The sequence below is a fragment of the Kocuria sp. LHG3120 genome, assembly GCF_049897445.1.
GTDB lineage: Bacteria > Actinomycetota > Actinomycetes > Actinomycetales > Micrococcaceae > Kocuria > Kocuria rosea.
Map to the genome: position 1 here is coordinate 13496 of NZ_JAFCWG010000011.1, position 18700 is coordinate 32195.

Annotated in this window: 16 protein-coding genes; 5 read left to right on the plus strand and 11 right to left on the minus strand. The window is 73.9% G+C overall.

Annotated elements, in window-relative coordinates; genetic code table 11:
* Positions 1 to 3: 3 nt before the first annotated feature.
* The 6 genes from ACP7CD_RS17345 to ACP7CD_RS17370 are packed head-to-tail and all read right to left on the minus strand — an operon-like array spanning position 4 to position 7719.
* Complete coding sequence (locus ACP7CD_RS17345; protein ID WP_109222289.1) at positions 4 to 1749, minus strand: protein kinase domain-containing protein; 1746 nt, start codon at positions 1747 to 1749, stop codon at positions 4 to 6.
* The gene (locus ACP7CD_RS17350) at positions 1746 to 3191 is read right to left on the minus strand and encodes a peptidoglycan D,D-transpeptidase FtsI family protein (protein WP_126349812.1); all 1446 of its coding nucleotides are present in this window, start codon (positions 3189 to 3191) and stop codon (positions 1746 to 1748) included. Before ACP7CD_RS17350 ends, ACP7CD_RS17345 begins: the two co-directional genes overlap by 4 nt.
* Complete coding sequence (locus tag ACP7CD_RS17355) at positions 3188 to 4948, minus strand: FtsW/RodA/SpoVE family cell cycle protein (RefSeq protein WP_109243679.1); 1761 nt, start codon at positions 4946 to 4948, stop codon at positions 3188 to 3190. Before ACP7CD_RS17355 ends, ACP7CD_RS17350 begins: the two co-directional genes overlap by 4 nt.
* Complete coding sequence (locus tag ACP7CD_RS17360; RefSeq protein ID WP_017834091.1) at positions 4945 to 6441, minus strand: PP2C family protein-serine/threonine phosphatase; 1497 nt, start codon at positions 6439 to 6441, stop codon at positions 4945 to 4947. Before ACP7CD_RS17360 ends, ACP7CD_RS17355 begins: the two co-directional genes overlap by 4 nt.
* 3 nt (positions 6442 to 6444) lie before the next feature.
* Positions 6445 to 6942: an FHA domain-containing protein FhaB/FipA gene (locus ACP7CD_RS17365; RefSeq protein WP_426120769.1), complete on the minus strand. Its 498-nt coding sequence runs from the start codon at positions 6940 to 6942 to the stop codon at positions 6445 to 6447.
* Positions 6943 to 7719 (minus strand): FhaA domain-containing protein, encoded by a 777-nt coding sequence (locus ACP7CD_RS17370; protein ID WP_095651319.1) that lies wholly within the window; start codon positions 7717 to 7719, stop codon positions 6943 to 6945.
* Positions 7720 to 7891: 172 nt separating this feature from the next.
* Here ACP7CD_RS17370 and ACP7CD_RS17375 point away from each other — a divergent pair, with 172 nt between their 5' ends.
* The 3 genes from ACP7CD_RS17375 to rraA are packed head-to-tail and all read left to right on the plus strand — an operon-like array spanning position 7892 to position 10672.
* The gene (locus ACP7CD_RS17375) at positions 7892 to 8584 is read left to right on the plus strand and encodes a PepSY domain-containing protein (protein ID WP_426120770.1); all 693 of its coding nucleotides are present in this window, start codon (positions 7892 to 7894) and stop codon (positions 8582 to 8584) included.
* Positions 8585 to 8588: 4 nt separating this feature from the next.
* Positions 8589 to 10151, plus strand: coding sequence for an MDR family MFS transporter (locus ACP7CD_RS17380; RefSeq protein WP_426120771.1), 1563 nt, complete (start codon positions 8589 to 8591; stop codon positions 10149 to 10151).
* A 41-nt stretch (positions 10152 to 10192) separates the two neighbouring features.
* Positions 10193 to 10672, plus strand: a complete 480-nt coding sequence (gene rraA, locus ACP7CD_RS17385; RefSeq protein ID WP_426120772.1) for a ribonuclease E activity regulator RraA — start codon at positions 10193 to 10195, stop codon at positions 10670 to 10672.
* A gap of 26 nt (positions 10673 to 10698) precedes the next feature.
* Here rraA and ACP7CD_RS17390 read toward each other — a convergent pair whose 3' ends face one another.
* The 4 genes from ACP7CD_RS17390 to ACP7CD_RS17405 all read right to left on the minus strand — a co-directional run bounded on the left by ACP7CD_RS17390 (position 10699) and on the right by ACP7CD_RS17405 (position 15367).
* Entirely contained in the window at positions 10699 to 12327 is a 1629-nt protein-coding gene (locus ACP7CD_RS17390) for an amidohydrolase (protein WP_426120773.1), read from the minus strand.
* A 128-nt stretch (positions 12328 to 12455) separates the two neighbouring features.
* Entirely contained in the window at positions 12456 to 14492 is a 2037-nt protein-coding gene (locus ACP7CD_RS17395) for an FAD-dependent oxidoreductase (RefSeq protein ID WP_426120774.1), read from the minus strand.
* 72 nt (positions 14493 to 14564) lie between these two features.
* On the minus strand, positions 14565 to 15113 hold the full coding sequence (locus ACP7CD_RS17400; protein ID WP_368828365.1) for a hypothetical protein: 549 nt from the start codon (positions 15111 to 15113) through the stop codon (positions 14565 to 14567).
* Between the two features lie 29 nt (positions 15114 to 15142).
* Positions 15143 to 15367: a hypothetical protein gene (locus ACP7CD_RS17405; protein ID WP_136341536.1), complete on the minus strand. Its 225-nt coding sequence runs from the start codon at positions 15365 to 15367 to the stop codon at positions 15143 to 15145.
* Between the two features lie 224 nt (positions 15368 to 15591).
* Between ACP7CD_RS17405 and ACP7CD_RS17410 the strand changes: the two genes are divergently transcribed.
* Positions 15592 to 16155: a Dps family protein gene (locus ACP7CD_RS17410; RefSeq protein WP_109243685.1), complete on the plus strand. Its 564-nt coding sequence runs from the start codon at positions 15592 to 15594 to the stop codon at positions 16153 to 16155.
* A gap of 83 nt (positions 16156 to 16238) precedes the next feature.
* Positions 16239 to 17006 (plus strand): endonuclease/exonuclease/phosphatase family protein, encoded by a 768-nt coding sequence (locus ACP7CD_RS17415; protein ID WP_426120775.1) that lies wholly within the window; start codon positions 16239 to 16241, stop codon positions 17004 to 17006.
* Positions 17007 to 17046: 40 nt separating this feature from the next.
* Here the strand turns inward: ACP7CD_RS17415 and ACP7CD_RS17420 are convergent, their stop codons facing one another.
* A complete protein-coding gene (locus ACP7CD_RS17420) occupies positions 17047 to 18693 on the minus strand; it encodes an SLC13 family permease (protein ID WP_426120776.1) in 1647 nt (548 codons plus the stop codon).
* Between the last annotated feature and the right edge of the window lie 7 nt (positions 18694 to 18700).

Below are 18700 nucleotides of genomic sequence, written 5' to 3' on the forward strand. Positions count from 1 at the left end.
GGCTCAGCCCTCCTGGCCGGGCCCGGTCGGTGTCGCGGTGGGCGAGGGCGATCCGGTGGTGGGGGCGGTGGTGGTCTCGGGTGCGGCGGCGACCCACATCTCGATGGTGTCGCCGGGGCGGACGGTGGACCCGCCCAGGGGCTGGGTGCGCAGCACGGTCCCGGGCTCGGCGTCCTCGGTGGTCTCGTCGTAGCGGATGATGTTCACGCCCAGGAGCCGGATCTCGTCGATCAGCGGGTCGGCCGGGCGGCCGACCATCCCCGAGGGGAGCTCCACGGTGTCCGGGCCGGTCGAGTAGACCACCGTGATGGTGGTGCTCCGCGCCACCTGGCCCACGGGGTTCAGGGACAGGACGGTGTTCTGCTCCTCGTCCGCGGTGCGGCCCTCCCGCTCCACGGGGAAGCCCAGGTCGGAGAGCTCCTGCACCACCTCGTCCACGGGCCGGCCCTCGTAGCGGGCGGCGAGGACCTCCACGGTGTCCGCGCCGGGCTGCTCCGCCGCCGGGGGCGTCGGCTCGCCGGGGACCGTCGAGGTCGAGACGGTGCCCGTGGGGGAGGGCTCCTGGCTCACGGGCGCCGGCTCGCGCAGCAGGAAGAACCACAGCAGCCCCGCCACGAGGAGCAGCGCCAGAAGCACCGGCAGCAGCCAGGCCCACACCGAGCGGCGCTCCCGGCGCTCCTCGGGACGGGCCGGACCGGTGCCGGGGTCCTCCCCGGAGTCCTCCGGGCCGTCGACGACGTCCAGCTCGGCGGTGATGGGCCGTGGTCCTCCGGCGGCGGCGGCACCGGTCGCCGCGGCGGCCGCGGTGCGGTCCCGGTCCAGCACCTGCGTCGGCTCGTCGCGCACGGGCTCGAACGCCTGGGTGGCGTCGTCGTCGGGCAGGTCGAGGAAGGGGCGCATCCCGGGGACGGCCGCGACCGCCGCGTCCTCGTCCCCGCGGCGGATGGCGTCCACGGCGGTGGCCAGGGCGCCGGCCGTGGCCGGGCGGTCCTTGGGGTCCTTCGCCAGCATCGACATCAGCAGCGCCCGCACGGTCTCGGGCACGCTGTCCTTCAGCGGCGGCGGCGGGTCGTTGACCTGCGCGAGGGCGATCGCGATCTGCGATTCCCCGGTGAACGGGCGGCGCCCGGCCAGGCACTCGTAGCCGATGATGCCCAGCGAGTAGATGTCCGAGGATCCCGTGGCGGTCTGACCCGTGGCCTGCTCGGGCGCGAGGTACTGGGCGGTGCCCATGACCTGCCCGGTGGCGGTGAGGGGCACCTGGTCCGCGAGACGGGCGATGCCGAAGTCCGTGACCTTCACCCGGTTGTCCGGGGTGATGATGAGGTTGCCGGGCTTCACGTCGCGGTGCACCAGGCCCTGGGCGTGCGCGGCCGCCAGCGCCCGTGCGGTCTGCCCGATGTAGTTGAGCACGGTGTCCGGGGCGAGCGTCTTCTGCCGCTCGATGATGTTGGACAGCGGCTCGCCCGGGACCAGCTCCATCACGAGGAAGGCGGAGCCCTCCTCCTCGCCGTAGTCGAAGACGTTGGCCACCCCGGGGTGGTTCAGGAGCGCGGTGTGCCGGGCCTCGGCGCGGAAGCGCTGCAGGAAGTTCGGGTCCCCGTTGTACTCCTCCTTGAGGATCTTCACGGCCACGATCCGGCCCAGGACCCGGTCCTTGGCCTTCCACACCTCACCCATGCCGCCGATCGCGATCCGATCGGTCAGTGCGTAGCGTCCGCCCAGGACGGTGCTCGACGATGGTCTCACTTGTTCAACACCGCCTCGAAGAGTCGCTTGGCACCGGGACTGGTCAGGGAGGCGCCCGTCGCCACGTCCACGTCCTCGAAGACGACGGCGAGGGCCACCTGGGGGTCGTCGGCCGGCGCGAAGCCCGTGAACCAGGAGTCGTTGAGGCCTTCGTCCGAGCCGATCTCGGCGGTGCCCGTCTTCCCGGCCACCTCGACCCCCGGAACGGCCGCGCCACGGGCGATGCCGTCCTCGACGACCTGCACCATCAGGTCCGAGACGGTCCCGGCGACGTCCGCGCTCGTGGAACGGCGCAGCTGCTCCGGGTTGAGCTCCTCGATCACGGACAGGTCGGCGGAGCGCACGGTGCGCACGAGCTGGGGCTTCATCTGCACGCCGTTGTTGGCGATCGTGGCGCTCATCATGGCCACTTGCAGGGGCGTGGTGCGCACGTCGTACTGGCCGATCGAGGACAGCGCGAGCTGGGCCTCGTTGAGCTCCTCGGGGAACACCGACGGGGTCACCTTGAGCGGCACCGAGAGGGGCTCCCCGTAGCCGAAGTTCCGGGCGGTCTCCCGGATCGCGTCCTCCCCGAGGTCCAGGGCGATCGAGGCGAACGGCGTGTTGCAGGACTGCTCGAGCGCGAACTCCAGGTCCGCCTCCGCACGGGCGGTGCAGCCGCCGCCCACGTAGTTGGGCAGGGTCACGTCGGTGGCGGGCAGGGGCAGCTCCTGGGGGTTCGGGATCAGGGTCTCCGTGGTGTAGTCCCCGGACTCGAGGGCGGCCACGGTGTCGATGATCTTGAACGTCGAGGCGGGGGCGTAGAGGTCACCGGCGACGGCCCGGTTGACGAGGGGCGCGTCGGGATCCGCGTTGAGCCGTTCCGCGGCGGCGATCACGGAGCCCGAGTCGTGGGAGGCCAGCTCGTTGGGGTCGTAGCCCGGGGTGGAGACCATGGCGAGGATCGCGCCCGTCTCCGGGTCGAGGGCCACGATCGAGCCCTTCCGGCCCTCGAGCACCTCGGCCGCGGTCTGCTGCAGCACCGGGTCGATGGTGAGCTCGACCGACGCGCCCGTGGGCTGGTTCCCGGAGAACATGGAGACCACGCGGTCGTAGAACTGCTCGTCGGAGGCGCCGGAGAGCTCCTCGCCGAGGGCCGCCTCGAGCCCGGTGGCGCCGTAGACGAGGGAGAAGTAGCCCGTGAGGTGCCCGTACGTCAGCGGGTCCGCGTAGACACGCTGGTACTCGAAGTCGTCCTCCGAGGGCACGGAGGACGCCTTCGGGTCGCCGTCCACGAGGATCGCCCCGCGGTCCGCGCCGAACTGGTCGTAGAGGCTGCGGTTGTTCCACGGGTGCGCCTCGAGGCTGCGCGCCGCGACGAACTGCACGTAGGTCAGCGCGAGGAGCAGCACGGTGAAGATCGCCACGCCGGCCACCCAGGTGTGTCGGATCGCCCGGTTCACGATGCTCCTCCGTTCTCGGTGCTCCGGGACCCGCCGGGGCCCCTGCGGTCCTTGTCGGTGAGGCGGGACATCGCCTCGGTGGGGGTGCCGCCGTGGTGGTCCGCGTCCTCGGCGTCCCGGTGCCCGTCGAGGCCCGCAGCGGCGATCGGCTCGGTGGCGGCGGTGTCGGCGGGCACCGCCGGGCCGCGGGCCGTGTCGGCCCCGGTGCCCCGCCCTCCGGCGGCGCGGTCCACCCCGTCCGCCTGCCCCGCGTCCTGCTCGGGCCCGTCCGGATCCGTCCCGGGACGGCGGTCCCGGCGGCGTCCCGGGCGCTCGGCGCGCTCCTGCTCGTCGCGCCGCGCCGCCTCGCGCAGCGCGGCCTCGTGGGCGGCGATCTCGGCGAGGTCGGCCTCGGTGGCCGGACCGGTGACCACGGGCCGGCGGGCCGTGTGGGAGATCGCCAGGATGATCGCCGCGATGATCCAGTTGGACAGCAGCGAGGAGCCGCCCGCGGACATGAACGGGGTGGTCAGCCCGGTCAGGGGGATGAGCCGGGTGACCCCGCCCACCACCACGAACAGCTGCAGCACGATGACCGCGGACAGCCCCGCCGCCAGCAGCTTGCCGAAGGAGTCACGGGTGCCCAGGGCGGCCCGGAAGCCCCGGGTGACGAACAGGAAGAACAGCACGAGCACGGCGCTCAGGCCGATGAGCCCCAGCTCCTCGCCGAACGCGGTCATGATCATGTCCGAGTTGGCGTAGGAGACGAGGTCCGGCCGGCCCTGGCCGAGCCCCTGCCCGAAGAGCCCGCCGGAGGAGAGCCCGAACAGGCCCTGGACGATCTGCCCGGAGCCGCCCGGGGCCCGGTTGTACACCTCCGGGTCGAACGCGTTGAGCCAGGAGTCCAGGCGTGCCGCCACGTGGCCGAAGGTCTGGCTCGCGAAGAACCCTCCGACGGCCACGAGCAGCAGCCCGATGACGATCCAGCTGAGCCGGCTCGTGGCGAGGTAGATCATGGCCAGGAAGAGGCCGAAGAACAGGATCGCGGAGCCGAGGTCCCGCTGGAACACCAGCACGCCGATCGCGATGATCCACGCCGCGAACATCGGCGCCATGTCCCGGAACCGCGGCAGGCGCACGGGGCCGATCTTCTTGCCGGCCAGCAGGATGAGGTCCCGGTTGGTCGAGAGGTAGCCGGCGAAGAAGACGGCCAGGGTGATCTTGGCGACCTCCCCGGGCTGGAAGGTGCGCCCGCCCACGGAGATCCAGATCCGGGCGCCGTTGAGCTCCAGGCCGAGACCGGGCAGGAGGGGCAGGAGCAGCAGCAGCCCGCTGAGCACCAGGCAGATGTAGGTGATCCGCCGCAGCACCCGGTGGTCCTTGAGGAACCAGAGCACCAGGCAAGCGGCGGTCATGGCGAAGGCCGTCCACACCACCTGGGAGCCCGCGGCCGTCTGGTCCGTGGTGAGGTCGATCCGGTGGATCATGGCGATGCCCAGCCCGTTGAGGGCCACCACGATCGGCAGGACATAGGGGTCCGCGTACTTGGCCCGCAGCCGCAGCACCACGTGCAGGACCAGCGCGCCGATGCCCAGGACCAGCCCGGAGACGAGGAGGTGCGGGTCCCCCGAGCCCACCTGGTCGGGGTCCACGAGGACGTTCGCGCCCACGCCGATGCCCACGGCGAGCACGAGCAGGAGCAGCTCGGTGAGCCGCCGCGGCTTCTGGCGGGGCTCGGCCTGCTCCTCCCGGGGGGAGGTCGCGGCGGGGGCGCTCATCCGTCACCCCCGGGAGAGGCCGCGGGCGAGGGGGTGGGCGAGGCGGTGGGGGAGGCGGTGGCCCGCTGGACGGTGCCCGTCGGGCGCGGCTCCGGGCCGGGCGTCTCCTCGGGCACGGACTCGCGCAGCTCGCCCACGATCCGCTCCGCCTCCTCGAGGCTGCCGGCGGGGATGGCGTTGCGGACCCGTTCCTGGGCGAAGCCCGGGAGGTCCTCGACCCGCAGGTCCGTGGCGCGCTCGAGGTCGCTGAGGCTCACGGGCCCCAGCGACTGCGAGACGCCGTTGTAGATCGCCACGTTGCCCTGCTGCTCGCCGACGTAGTACTGCGAGCTGATCCAGCCGCTCGTCAGCCAGCCCCCGGCCACGAGCAGCAGCCCTGCCGTGGCCAGCGCGAGCACGGCCACGGCGCGCCGGTGGCGGCGCCGGCGCGGGGACGGGACGGTGGCGTCGGCCCGGTGCAGCGCCGACTCGACGTCCCGCGGATCGGCCAGCGTGTCCGGGGCGGAGGTCTGCAGGAGGGTCGCGCGGCGCTCCAGGACGCTGTCGCTCACGGTGGGGATGCGCCCGGTCTGGGTGGCGTTGGCGGCGGCGCCCACCAACAGGTGGGGGCGCGCGGCGAGGTCGCGGCGCAGCGCGGCCGCCGAGGACTCGGCCTCGGCGGTCCCCTGCGTCCCGGCGTCCCCGGTGATCTCGTCCGAGGTGCGGGCGAACTCCGGGTCCGGGACGGCGCCGCGGGCCTCGCCGGCCTGCGGCACGGGGGCGGTGTCGTCGGTCTCGAAGACCTGGACGACCACCACGGTCACGTTGTCGGGGGCCCCGCGGTCCAGGGTCAGCTCCACGAGCGTGTCCACAATCTGGTTGAGGTCGTCGGTGGAGCCCAGCACCGAGTGGATGGTCTCCGGGCGGACCACGGCGTTGAGCCCGTCGGAGCACAGCAGCCAGCGCTCGCCGCGCTCCGGGCGGAGGGTCTCCACGTCGATCTCGGGGGAGGCGTCGACGTCCCCGAGCACGCGCATGAGGACGTTCTTGTGCGGGTGGGACTCGGCCTCGTCCGGGCGCAGCCGGCCCTCGTCGATGAGCCGCTGGACGAAGGTGTGGTCCTTGGTGACCTGGCGGAACTCGTCGCCCCGGAGCCGGTACGCGCGGGAGTCCCCGATGTGGGCCACGACGAGCTCGTCCTGGTCCGCGAGCAGGGCCGTGACGGTGGTGCCCATGCCGCCCAGGCGGGCGTTGCCCAGGACCAGCTTGGCGAGGTTCTGGTTGGCGTTCTGGATCTCGTCCGTGAGCACGGTGGCTCCGTCGCCGTGGTGGTCCGGGCGGTCGAGGCTCGTGAGGTCCATGACCGCGGACGCCGAGGCGACGTCCCCGCCCACGTGCCCGCCCATGCCGTCGGCGACCACGGCGAGGTGGCGGCCCGCGTAGGCGGAGTCGTCGTTCTTCGAGCGGACGCGGCCCACGTCGGAGCGCGCCGCGTAGCGGAAAGCGATCGCCATGCGTCAGGACCTCAGTTCCAGGACGGTCTTGCCCACCCGGAACGGGGTCCCGGGGTCGAGCGGCACGGCCCGGGAGAGGCGCTGCTGGCCGACGAAGGTGCCGTTGGTGGAGCCGAGGTCCTCGAGGAACCAGCGGGAGCCCTGCGGGAACAGCCGGGCGTGGCGCCCCGAGGCGTAGTCGTCGCCGAGGGGCACGGTGGCCTCGGGGGAGCGGCCCAGCAGCACCGGGGCGTTGCCCAGCGGGTAGCTGCGGCCGCGCAGCGGGCCGTCGAGGACGACCAGGGTCTGGGGGCGGGAGCGCTGGCCGGTGCCGGGGCCGGCGGCGGGCGGCACCGGGTCCTCCGCGGCGTCCCGGCGCTCGGCGCGGGACCTCGTGAGCACCGCCGGGAGCTTCCCGCCGACCGCGAGGTCACGACCCTGGCTGGCGACGATGCTGAAGATGAAGATCCAGAGCAGCGCCAGGAAGCCGAAGCGGAGCAGGGTGACGGTGAGTTCGGACATTCAGCGGTTCCCCTTCGGGGTCAGGAGGCGGAACGTGATCCTGGTCCGACCCATGGTGATCACGGAGCCGTTGACCAGCTCGGTGCGGCCGATCACCCGCTCCCCGTCCACGTAGGAACCGTTGGTGGAGCCGAGGTCCACGGCCACGAAGTGCTCGCCCTGCCGCCGGATCTCGAGGTGCTTGCGGGACACGCCGGTGTCCTCCACGGTGATGTCCGCCTCGGCGGAGCGGCCCAGCACGATCGAGTCCGCGTTGAGGGAGTAGCGCGCGCCGTCGACGTCGAGCACCGGGATCCAGTGCTGCGCGGGCACGGAGCGCGTCGGCTCCCCCTCGTCCTCCTCCCGGCGGTGGCCGCGGGCGATCCGCTGCCCGCTCGGGGTGGCGGGGGTGTTGGGGGACTCGGCGGTGCGCTGGGCCGAGGAGTGGACGCGGAACTCGCCGGCCTCCACCTCCGGGTTGCGGGTGAAGGACACCTTCACCGCCCCCTGGAGGGTGTAGGCCTGGCTGCGGGCGTGCTTGATGACGACGTCGCACAGCTCCTCCGCGAGCGGCGTGCCCCAGTCCTGGGCGCGCGGGAAGTCCTCGTCCGAGAACTCCACGACGAAGACGTTGGGGGCCATGGTGCGGCCGGCGGAGATCGTGAACGCCTCCTGGTCGAGCTCCCGCCGGAGGGCGCTGGCGATCTCGACGGCCTCCACCCGCTTCCGGGAGCCGGTGGAGAAGGTGGCGCGGACGGCCTTCTCGATGTTCTTCTCGAGGCTCTCGAGGAATCCCATGCCGCCTCCTTCCTGGCGTCGATCACGGTGCGCATGCACCCGGTCCCGGGTCAGGCGTTCTCCAGGATAGTAGACGCGACGCCTGTGAGCCCGGTGGGGGGTCCGCGCCCGGCGGGTCAGCGCCCCGGTCACGTCCTTGCCAGGGGCTCTGCAGGGGAGAAGAATCCCGGGTATGAAGCACACTGACCGAAGGCACCTGTCCCTGGCGGCGCTCGCCCTCTCCGCCCTGCTCCTCACGGGCTGCGGCGGCGACGGGGGTGACGGCGGCGCCGGAGGTGACGGCACCACCGCCCCGGCGGAGACCAGCGCCCCGGCCGACACCGCCACCCCGGACGACAGCGCGAGCCCGGACGACAGCGCCACGCCCGACGACGACGGCACCGCCACGGCCTCCGGCTCGGCCTCGCCCTCGGCGAGCCCCGGCGACGACGCCACCGGCGGGCCCGGCGGCGAGGCGGCCGTCGTGGCCTCCGCGGTCGCCGCGGCCGAGGACGCGGTGGGCGGTGACGCCCAGGCCTTCGAGATCGGACGGGAGGACAGCCCGGCCAGCTGGGAGATCACCGTCGCCGCCGACGACCGCGAGCACCAGGTGTACGTCTCGCAGGACGGCGAGGACGTGATCAGCCAGGAGGAGGAGGGCGGCCTCGACAGCGACGACGGCGAGAAGCTCGCCCAGGTCCAGGTGCCCCTCGACGAGGGGCTGGCCACGGCGCTGGAGACGGTCAACGGCACGGTCGACGAGGCGCAGCTCGAGACGGAGGACGGCACGACCGTGTGGGAGGTCGAGATCGACGAGCCGGACGGCAACTCCGTGGACGTGTTCGTCAACGTCGAGGACGGCTCCGTGCTGAAGATCGACCGCTGACCCCGTGGTCGCGGACCCCGGCCGCACGGAGCGCCGCCGGCTGCGGCTGCCGTTCCTGGGCCTGCTCATGGCGGTCCTGCTGGCCGCCCTCGACCAGACGATCGTGGCCACGGCGCTGCCCTCGATCGTCGGGGACCTGGACGGGCTCGACCGGATCTCCTGGGTGGTCACGGCGTACGTGCTCGCCGCCACCGTGGGCCTGCCGGTCTACGGGAAGCTGGGCGACCTCTACGGGCGCAAGCGGATCTTCCTGGTGGCCGTCGTGGTCTTCCTGCTCGGCTCCGTGCTCTCGGGCGCCGCCCAGGACATGACGCAGCTCATCGTCCTCCGCGCGCTGCAGGGCCTGGGCGGCGGCGGCCTCCTGATCGGGGCGCAGGCGATCATCGCGGACCTCGTGCCGGCCCGCGAGCGCGGCCGGTACATGGGCGTGATCGGGGCGGCCTTCGGTCTCGCCTCGGTGAGCGGGCCGCTGGTCGGCGGGTTCCTCACGGACCTCGTGAGCTGGCGGTGGGTGTTCTACATCAACCTGCCGCTGGGCCTGGTGACGCTCCTGTTCATCCCCCGCTTCCTGCACCTGCCGCACGTCCCCCGGGGACGGGGGCGCCTCGACGTGCTGGGCACGGCGCTGCTGGCGCTGGGCAGCGTGGCGTTCGTGCTCCTCACCACGTGGGCCGGCACGGCGTACGCGTGGTCGAGCCCGCGGATCCTCGGCCTCGCCGGGGCGGTCCTGGTGCTCGGCGTGCTGTTCGTGCTGGTGGAGCGCCGCGCCGCGGAGCCGATCATCCCGCTGCACCTGTTCCGGGTGCGCAACTTCGTGGTGCCCACCGCGGCGGCCGTCGGCATGGGCGTGATCATGTTCGCGACCATCACCTACCTGCCCACCTACCTGCAGATGGTCGACGGCGCCTCGGCCACCACCGCCGGCCTGATGATGATCCCCGTGACGGCCGGGATGCTCGTCGGCACGATCGGCACCGGCCGCCGCATCGCGCGCACGGGGCGCTACAAGCACTGGCCCGTGCTGGGCTCCGCGGTGATGGCCGCCGGGCTCGCGCTGCTCTCGCTGATCGACGAGACCACCCCGTACGCCCTGACGGCCGCGGGCATGGCCGTCACCGGTCTCGGCATCGGCTGCCTCATGCAGAACCTCGTCCTGATCGTGCAGAACGCGGTGCCGCCCGCGGAGCTGGGGGCCGCGACGTCGTCGTCGAACTTCTTCCGCCAGATCGGGGCGTCCTTCGGGATCGCCGTGTTCGGCTCCGTCTTCGTCGCCCGGCTCGACGACGCGCTCGCGGGCCGCGCCGTGCCCGCCCTCGACCTCGACGCCCTGAGCCCCCAGGTGCTCGCGGGACTGCCCGCCCCGGTGCAGGAGGCCGTCGCGCAGGCCTTCGCCCAGTCCCTGCCGCCGATCTTCCTGTGGGGTCTTCCGGTCGCGGCGGCGTGCCTCGTGCTGTCCCTGCTCATCGAGGAGATCCCGCTGGGCACCGCCGTGCCCGCCGCGCGGGAGGAGGCGCCGGGGCCGGCCGCGGCGCCCGCCGGGGCCGAGCGCGGCGGTTCCGCTGGCTAGGCTGGTGCCGGAACCACCACCGGATGCCTCAGGAGCAGCTCATGACCGATCCGCGCCCGTTCACCACCGCAGACCTCTACGACGAGCGCGGGGAGCAGCTGATGTCCTGCCCGCGCCAGTTCCTCGACCTGGGCGGGACGGCCGCGTTCACCGGGCCGGTGCGCACGGTCCGCTGCTTCCAGGACAACGGCCTGGTGAAGGCCGTGCTCAACTCCCCGGGGGAGGGCGCGGTCCTCGTCGTGGACGGCCACGGCTCCATGGGCACCGCGCTCATGGGGGACATGATCGCCGAGTCCGCGGTGCGCAACGGGTGGGCCGGGGTCATCATCAACGGCCCCGTGCGGGACCGGGTCGCCCTGGCCGGGCTGCCCCTCGGGGTCAAGGCCCTGGGCTCCAACCCGCGCAAGTCCGCCAAGGACGGCGTCGGGGATCAGGACGTGCCGGTCGTCATCGAGGGCGTGACCTTCCGCCCGGGCCGGACGGTGTGGGCCGACGAGGACGGGATCCTCGTGGAGGGCTGAGCGCCGTCCGCTCCGTCCGGCGCCGCTCAGCCGGCGCGGTGGGTGAGCCGGCCGCCGCGGTAGGTCGCGCGCACGCCGATGTGCTCCACCGACCCGCCCCGCCGGTGCACCTCGAGGGGGTTCTCCTCCAGCACCACCAGGTCCGCGAGCTTGCCCGGGGCGAGCGAGCCGATCCGGTCGAACATCCCCAGCGCCTTCGCGGCCTCGGACGTGTAGGCGGCGAGGGCCTGCAGCACGTCGAGCCGCTCCCCGGCGGGACCGAACCGCCGCCCGTCGCCGTCGAGGCGGTCGGTCCAGGCCTGGACCGAGCGCAGCACGTCGCCGTCGGCGACCGGCCGGTCGGAGCTGCCCGCCACCCGCACCCCGGCGTCCAGGAAGCTGCGGCCCCGGTAGGTCCAGTCCGTGCGCTCGGGGCCCAGGAGCCGGCGGAACTGGGCGGCCATGGGGCGCAGGAAGCCGATCTGCGGGGTCACCACGATCCCCGCGGCCGCGAGCCGCGGCAGCTGGTCCGGGCGAGTGATGCTCGCGTGCTCGATCCGGTTCGGCAGCCGGTGGCGCCCGTGCTCGTCCTGGCAGCGGGTGATCACGTCGATCGCGAAGTCGATGGCCCGGTCCCCGATCGCGTGGGCGGCCACCGACCAGCCCGCACGGTACGCCGCGTGGATCGACTCGGCCATCTGCTCGGGGTTCTCCTGGAAGTAGCCCGTCGAGTGGCCTCCGCAGAACGCCTCGGTCACGGCGGCGGTCTCCCCGAGCAGCGAGCCGTCCACGAACACCTTGACCGGTCCGAGCCTGAGCTCGTCGTCACCGAAGCCGGTGCGCAGCCCGAGGTCGAGCCCGCGTTCGGAGCCGTCCCCGAGCCCGCCGATCCCGTGCAGGACGTCCAGCACGGGCATCACCTGGGCCCGGGCGTGCAGGACGCCGGCGTCCCTGGCCTGCTGGTAGGCCTGAAGTTCGGAGGGGTTGTGCCCGATCCACCCGGCGCCCACCCCCGCCTCGGCGAACGTGGTGATGCCCTCGGCGGCGTAGCGGGCAGTGGCGCGGTCGAGCGCCGCCACGATCCGGTCCACCGGGTAGGGGCGGAACAGCTCCTGCACCACGGCCTGCGCGGTCTCCTCGACGAGGCCCGTGGCGCGGCCGGTGTCGTCCCGCACCACCCGTCCGCCCACCGGGTCCGGGGTCCCCGGGGTGAAGATCTCCGCCCGCCGCAGCGCCTCGGAGTTCACCACCGCCGCGTGGCCGGACGTGTGCCGGACGAACAGCGGCGTGCTGCCCGTGATGCGGTCGAGGACGTCGATGTCGGGCAGCGTCCCGCCCACGGTGGCCGGGAGGAAGCCGGTGGCCATGAGCCACTCCTCGTCCCGCGGCTTCGCGGCCATGCCGTGCTCCAGGGCCGCGTACAGCTCGTCCAGGGACGTGCAGCCGGAGAGGTCCACCTCCGCCAGGCCGAGCCCGAACCACGCGGTGTGGCAGTGCGCGTCCACGAACCCCGGCAGCACGGTGGCCCCGCCGAGGTCCACGGTCTCGGCCGCCGGCACGTCCGGGTCGTCGAGGACCACGATCCGCCCGCCGTGCACGCCGAGGCTCGACGCCGTCGGGCGGTCCGGGTCCATGGTCAGGACCGTGGCGTTGACGAGCAGGAGGTCGAGCAGCATGGGGATCCTTTCCGCGGGAGTGACCCCATCGTGGCACCCGGGGCCCGGCCCCGCACATCGCCGCACGGCGCGGGCCGCATCCGGCCCCGCCCGGGCCGGTCCGGCGGGGCCGGGCCCGGGGCCGGGGGTCAGCCGAGGGCGGCGACGAGCTCCGTGGCCTGCCGGATGGCCCGCTTGGCGTCCAGCTCGGCCGCCACGTCCGCCCCGCCGATGAGGTGCACCGGCACGGCGCCGGTGTCGTGGCCGGTCCCGAGCAGCGTGTCGTGCAGCCGCCGCAGCGGCTCCTGGCCCGTGCACAGCACCACGGTGTCGACCGGCAGCACCTGCTCGACCGGCTCCGTGCCGTCGGGTCCCGGCGCGGTGAGGTGCAGCCCGTCGTCGTCGATCCGCCGGTACACGACCCCGCTCAGGGTGCGGACGCCGCCGGCCCGGAGCGAGGTGCGGTGGATCCAGCCGGTCGTGCGGCCCAGGCCGGCCCCGAGCTTGCCGGGGGAGCGCTGCAGCAGCGTCACCTCGCGCGCCGGGCGCCCGGGCCGGGGCGGGACCAGCCCGCCCCGGGCGGACAGCGTCGTGTCGACGCCCCACGCGCGGTAGAAGTCCGTGCCGTCGGAGTGCAGGAGGAACTCGGCGACGTCGAAGCCGATGCCCCCGGCGCCGAGGACCGCGACCCGGCGGCCCACGGGCGCCCCGTGCTGCAGGACGTCCCGGTAGCCCACGACCGAGGGGTGCTCCACCCCCTCGATCGCGGGCACGCGCGGTTCCACACCGGTGGCGAGCACGAGCCGGTCGAAGCCGCGCAGGTGCCCGGGCCCGGCCTCCGTCCCGAGCCGCACGTCCACCCCCAGTTCGGCGAGCCGCACGCCGTAGTAGCGCAGCGTCTCCGCGTACTCCTCCTTGCCGGGGATGCGCAGCGCCATCAGGAACTGCCCGCCGATCCGGTCCGCCGCCTCGAAGAGGGTGACGGCGTGCCCGGCCTCCGCGGCGCCGACGGCGAAGGCCAGCCCCGCGGGGCCCGCGCCGACCACGCCGATCCGCTCGGCCCGGCGGGTGGGGCCGAGGCGCAGGAGGGTCTCGTGCCCGGCCCGCGGGTTGACCAGGCAGGACGCGGTGCGGCCCGCGAAGGTGTGGTCCAGGCACGCCTGGTTGCACGCGATGCAGGTGTTGATGGTGTCCGCCCGGCCGCGTGCGGCCTTGACCACGAAGTCCGGGTCCGCGAGCAGGGGCCGGGCCAGGGACACCATGTCGGCGTCCCCGTCCGCCAGGATCCGCTCCGCCGTCTCCGGGGTGTTGATCCGGTTCACGGCGATCAGCGGGATCCCGACCTCGCCCTTGAGCCGGCGCGTCACCCAGGAGAAGCCGCCGCGGGGGACGACCGTGGCGATCGTGGGGATGCGCGCCTCGTGCCAGCCGATGCCGGTGTTGAGCAGGGTGGCGCCGGCGGCCTCGACCGCCCGGGCCAGCGCCACGACCTCCTCGAGCGTGGAGCCGCCCGGGACCAGGTCCAGCATGGAGAGGCGGTAGATGAGGACGAAGTCCGGGCCGGTGCGCTCGCGGACGCGGCGGACGATCTCCACGGGCAGGCGCATCCGGTTCGGGTAGCACCCTCCCCACTCGTCGGTGCGGTGGTTGGTCTCGGCGGCGACGAACTCGTTGATGAGGTAGCCCTCGGAGCCCATGATCTCCACGCCGTCGTAGCCGGCCTCCCGGGCGAGCGCGGCGGTGCGGGCGAAGTCCTCGATGGTCCGCTCGATCTCCTCCGCGGTGAGCTCGTGCGGCACCACGGGGCTGATGGGGGCACGCAGGGGGCTCGGGGCCACGGCGTCCGGGGCCTTGGCGTAGCGGCCGGAGTGCAGGATCTGCAGGGCGATCCTGCCGCCCTCGGCGTGCACGGCGCCGGTCACCAGGCGGTGCCGGGCCACCTCCTCGGGCGTGCGCAGGAGGGCGCCCCCGGCCCGGGTGGCGCCCTCGGGGCTCGGCCCCACGCCGCCCGTGACGATGAGCCCCACCCCGCCCCGCACGCGCTCCGCGTAGAACTCCGCGAGCCGCTCGAACCCTCCGGGCAGCTCCTCGAGACCGGTGTGCATCGATCCCATGAGCACCCGGTTGGGCAGGGTGGTGAAGCCCAGGTCCAGGGGTGCGAGCAGGCGCGGATACGGCACAGTCATGTGATACTCCTCGTCTCAGGTACTTGGTCACCGTAGGCGAGGAGTGAGCCGCCTCACAAGCGCGGCGCGGGCTCAGAGTGCGGCCAGCAGGTCCTTCCAGGCCGCGCGCCACCGCAGGACGTCCTCCGCGGAGGCCAGTCCGGTGTGCGCGAGGGCCACCGTGGCGCGGCCGCCCGCCCTGGCGCCGATGTTCGCGGAGACCCTGGTCCCGTCGGCGAGGCGGACGCGCCAGTAGCGCCACTTCTCGGTGGCGGCGGTGGTGGGCGGCTGCTGGAACGGGACGCCGCCGACCTCCGTGCGGCAGGCCATGAGCGCCGTCCACCGGGCGAGCGCCTCGTCCGGGGTGCCGGCCACCGTGCGGCTCGCGCTCGCCCCGAAGGTGCCGTCCCCGGCCTGCCCGGGCCGGCGGGCTCCCGTGTGCTGCTCGTAGGCCACCGCGACGGACTGCGCCCACCACTCGTGGTTCTCGACGACGCCGGCGAGCTGCTCCGCCACCCGGCGGGCGAGCTCGGCGTGGCCCATCGTCCGGGCGCCGAGCCCGTCGAGCCGCGCCGTCCAGGTCTCCCACGGGACGCCGGTGGCCCGCGCGATCCCGGCGGTGCTGGTGCTGCGGGTGCTCATGGGACCCAGGGCAGCGGCGGCGCGCCGGGTCAGTCCCCGGCCGTGGGGCCGGGGCCGCCCGCGCCCGCGCCGAAGTCCGGGTCGGCGGGGTCCGCGGCGTTCCCCGCGCTCGGCACGCGCTGGCCGGCGTTGGTCTGGCCCAGGGGGTCCGGGGCCGTCTCGAGGTCGCGCGCCGGGGTGTCGGGGATGCCGACGTCGTCGGCCAGGTGCGGATCGTCGGGGAGCTGGTCGCCGGAGGCGGGAGTCGTGTCCATGGGACCAGCCAATCAGTGGCTCCGCGTCCTGGCAAGGACCCGATCAGGGGTCCGGCGGCGGGCGCGCATCCCCTGGATATCGCGGACAGCGAAGCGAATGGACAGGGTGCTGACAGTGGGTGGGGGTCGTGCCATAGTGGGGGCAGAGGCCCGTCCCGCGGGCCGTCCGCAGTTGTCGAGCCAGGTCGCCGCCCCGCGGCGGCCGGAAACACGGAGACGAACTCATGGCCACCCCGAACCAGCGCACCGCCCCCTACACCGTGCCCGGCCTGTCCACCGAGAACGGTCACGAGGTCGCCCAGACGCTCCAGCAGCGCCTGCACGCCCTCAACGACCTCCAGCTCACGCTCAAGCACGCCCACTGGAACGTGGTGGGCCCCAACTTCATCTCGGTCCACGAGATGCTGGACCCGCAGATCGAGCTCGTGCGCGGCTTCGTCGACGAGCTCGCCGAGCGCATGGCCACCCTGGGCGTGGGACCCTCCGGCCTGCCGGGCGATCTCGTCCAGGCCCGCACCTGGGACGACTACTCGGTCCACCGCGCCACCGGCGTGGAGCACCTCGCCGCCCTCGACATCGTCTACAACGGCGTGATCGAGGACCACCGCGACGCGATCCAGAAGGTCGGCGAGCTCGATCCCGTCACCGAGGACATGCTCATCGGCCAGGTCAAGGAGCTCGAGCTCTTCCAGTGGTTCATGCGCGCCCACCTCGAGAACAGCGGCGGCGACCTCCAGCACGGCGGCGCCCGCACGGAGCAGGGCGCGGCGGAGTCCGCCGCCCAGTAGTCCGTCCCGCGACCGTGGCAGCCCACGCCCGCCCCGGCCCCGCCGACCCCCGTGGTCCGCGGGGCCGGGGCGCGTTCACGGCCATGACCTTCAACGTCCGGCGTCCCCTGCCGAAGTACGGCCGGACGGCGCCGGACGCGTGGTTCACCCGGGCCCCCGCCGTGCAGGCCCTGCTCCGGGCCCACCGGCCGGAGCTGGCCGCCCTCCAGGAGGTCCTCCCGGAGCAGCTGCACCACGTCCGGCAGGCCCTGGGCCCGGACCACGTTCTCCTGGGCGGGGGCCGGGACGCCGACGGCGGCGGCGAGCGGTGCCTGCTGGCCGTGGACACCGCCCGCTTCCGGATCGAGCGCTGGCAGCAGCGGTGGCTGTCCGCGCTGCCGGAGATCCCGGGGTCGAAGGTGCCGGGGGACCTCTTCCCCCGCACCCTGGTGCTGGCCGACCTCACGGACCGGCGCACGGGAGTGTCCTGGCGGGTGGGCGCCACCCACCTCGACCCGTGGCCGGAGCGGGCGCGGCTGCGCCAGCTGGCCGCGCTCCAGGGCCTCCTCCTCGGGTGGGACGGCCCCCTGGTGCTCCTCGGGGACATGAACGCGGCCGCCGGCCGCTCCCGCACCTGGGACGCCGCGCTCGCCGGCGGGCTGCGGGACACCCTGCCCCCGGACGCCGCGGGGACCTTCCCCCGCTACCGGGAGCCCGGGGCCAGGACGCCGCGCCTGGACTGGATCCTGTACGGCGGCCCGGTCCGCGTGCTCGACGCCCGGGTCCTGGCCGAGCGCCCGCGCGGGGTGTGGGCCTCGGACCACTTCCCGGTGCTGGCCGAGCTCGAGCACGACGGCGGCCCCGCCTCCTGAGGCCGGGGCCGCCGTGCGCCCGCCCGGTGGGGTGGGCCGGTCAGTACACGATGCTGAACACCCAGACGCCCAGCGTCATGGTCACGAGGGTGATCAGGACGATCCCGATGAGGTTCAGCCACAGCCCGCCCTTGATCATCTGCCCGATGGTCACGTAGCCGGAGCCGAACGCGATGGCGTTGGGCGGGGTGGCCACCGGCAGCATGAACGCGCACGTGGCCGCGAGGGCCACCGGGATGGCCAGCAGCACGGGGTCCAGTCCCAGGCCGAGGGCCACGCCCCCGGAGACGGGCAGGAACGTGGCCGCCGTGGCGGTGTTGCTCGTCAGCTCCGTGAGGAAGAGGATGCCGGCGGCGAAGATCGCCACGACCAGGACGACCGGCACCGCGCCCAGCGCCGCGGCGGCCTGCCCGATCCAGTCGGTCAGGCCGGAGGAGGTGAACTGCGCGGACAGGGCCAGCCCCCCGCCGAAGAGCAGCAGCACGCCCCACGGCAGCTTCACCGCGGACTCCCAGTCCAGCAGCCGCACTCCCCGCCGGGCCCCGGCGGGGAGCAGGAACAGCAGCAGCCCCACGACCATGGCGATGCCGGCGTCGCTGATGGGCGGGGAGTCGAAGACGATGGGGACGAACACCCAGCTGAGCGCGGCCAGCGCGAAGACCGCGAGCACCAGCTTCTCACCGGTGGACATCGGGCCGAGCTTCTCCAGCTCCTGGCTGATGAGCTTCCGGCCGCCGGGGATCTCGTCGATCTCCGGTCTGAACAGCACCTTGGTGAGCAGGAACCAGGCGACGACGAGCATGACGGCGGACAGCGGCACGCCCACGAGCATCCACTGGCCGAAGCCGACGTCGATGCCGTGCGCCTCCTGGAGGTAGCCGACCATCAGGGTGTTCGGCGGGGTGCCGATGATCGTGCTGAGGGACCCGATCGAGGCGGCGTAGGCGATGCCCAGCATCAGCGCGGTGCCGAAGTTGGAGGCGATGACCGCCTCCTTCACCTCGGCGCTCTGCGGGTCGGCGCCCTCGAGATCGGCGTCCTCCAGCGCGCCGCCGTCCGTGCCGCCGGCCGGCGCACCGGAGTCCTCGAGCAGCTTGGGCAGCAGCAGCAGCACGGACACGCCGATGGGCAGCATCATCACGGCGGTGGCCGTGTTGGAGACCCACATGCTGAGGAACGCGGTGGCCAGCATGAACCCGGCCACCATCTGGGCCGGCTTGGTGCCCATCACGCGCACGGTGCGCAGGGCGATCCTGCGGTGCAGGTTCCAGCGCTGCATGGCCAGCGCCAGCAGGAACCCGCCCATGAACAGGAAGATGATGTTGCTGCCGTAGGAGGCGCCGACGTCGTCCACGGCGACGTCCTCCCCGAGCACGGGGAAGACGATCAGCGGGAGCAGGGCGGTGGCCGGGATCGGGATCGCCTCCGTCATCCACCACACGCCCATCAGCACCGCGGTGGCGGCGGTGAGCTTGGCGGGGTGGGCCAGGTCGGCGGGCATGACGACGTAGACCAGCAGGGCCAGGACCAGGCCCACCACGAGTCCCGCCCACCTGATCCGGTGCGTCTTGGCGTGCACCGGGGCCGCCTCCTCCCCGGGGGAGCGGTGCTCGGCGGTCTCCGGGTCCCGCGGCGGGTGGCGGCGCTGCTCCCGGGTGGCTGCGGGGACGGACGGTCGGTCGCTCATGTCGGCT

Excerpts from the sequence above, each read along its gene's own strand:
- ACP7CD_RS17360 (WP_017834091.1), bottom strand. The coding sequence starts at position 6,441 with ATGGCGATCGCTTTCCGCTACGCGGCGCGCTCCGACGTGGGCCGCGTC.
- ACP7CD_RS17405 (WP_136341536.1), bottom strand. The coding sequence starts at position 15,367 with ATGGACACGACTCCCGCCTCCGGCGACCAGCTCCCCGACGATCCGCAC.
- ACP7CD_RS17395 (WP_426120774.1), bottom strand. The coding sequence starts at position 14,492 with ATGACTGTGCCGTATCCGCGCCTGCTCGCACCCCTGGACCTGGGCTTC.
- ACP7CD_RS17420 (WP_426120776.1), bottom strand. The coding sequence starts at position 18,693 with ATGAGCGACCGACCGTCCGTCCCCGCAGCCACCCGGGAGCAGCGCCGC.
- rraA (WP_426120772.1), top strand. The coding sequence starts at position 10,193 with ATGACCGATCCGCGCCCGTTCACCACCGCAGACCTCTACGACGAGCGC.
- ACP7CD_RS17400 (WP_368828365.1), bottom strand. The coding sequence starts at position 15,113 with ATGAGCACCCGCAGCACCAGCACCGCCGGGATCGCGCGGGCCACCGGC.
- ACP7CD_RS17410 (WP_109243685.1), top strand. The coding sequence starts at position 15,592 with ATGGCCACCCCGAACCAGCGCACCGCCCCCTACACCGTGCCCGGCCTG.
- ACP7CD_RS17355 (WP_109243679.1), bottom strand. The coding sequence starts at position 4,948 with ATGAGCGCCCCCGCCGCGACCTCCCCCCGGGAGGAGCAGGCCGAGCCC.
- ACP7CD_RS17370 (WP_095651319.1), bottom strand. The coding sequence starts at position 7,719 with ATGGGATTCCTCGAGAGCCTCGAGAAGAACATCGAGAAGGCCGTCCGC.
- ACP7CD_RS17415 (WP_426120775.1), top strand. The coding sequence starts at position 16,239 with ATGACCTTCAACGTCCGGCGTCCCCTGCCGAAGTACGGCCGGACGGCG.
- ACP7CD_RS17375 (WP_426120770.1), top strand. The coding sequence starts at position 7,892 with ATGAAGCACACTGACCGAAGGCACCTGTCCCTGGCGGCGCTCGCCCTC.
- ACP7CD_RS17365 (WP_426120769.1), bottom strand. The coding sequence starts at position 6,942 with ATGTCCGAACTCACCGTCACCCTGCTCCGCTTCGGCTTCCTGGCGCTG.
- ACP7CD_RS17390 (WP_426120773.1), bottom strand. The coding sequence starts at position 12,327 with ATGCTGCTCGACCTCCTGCTCGTCAACGCCACGGTCCTGACCATGGAC.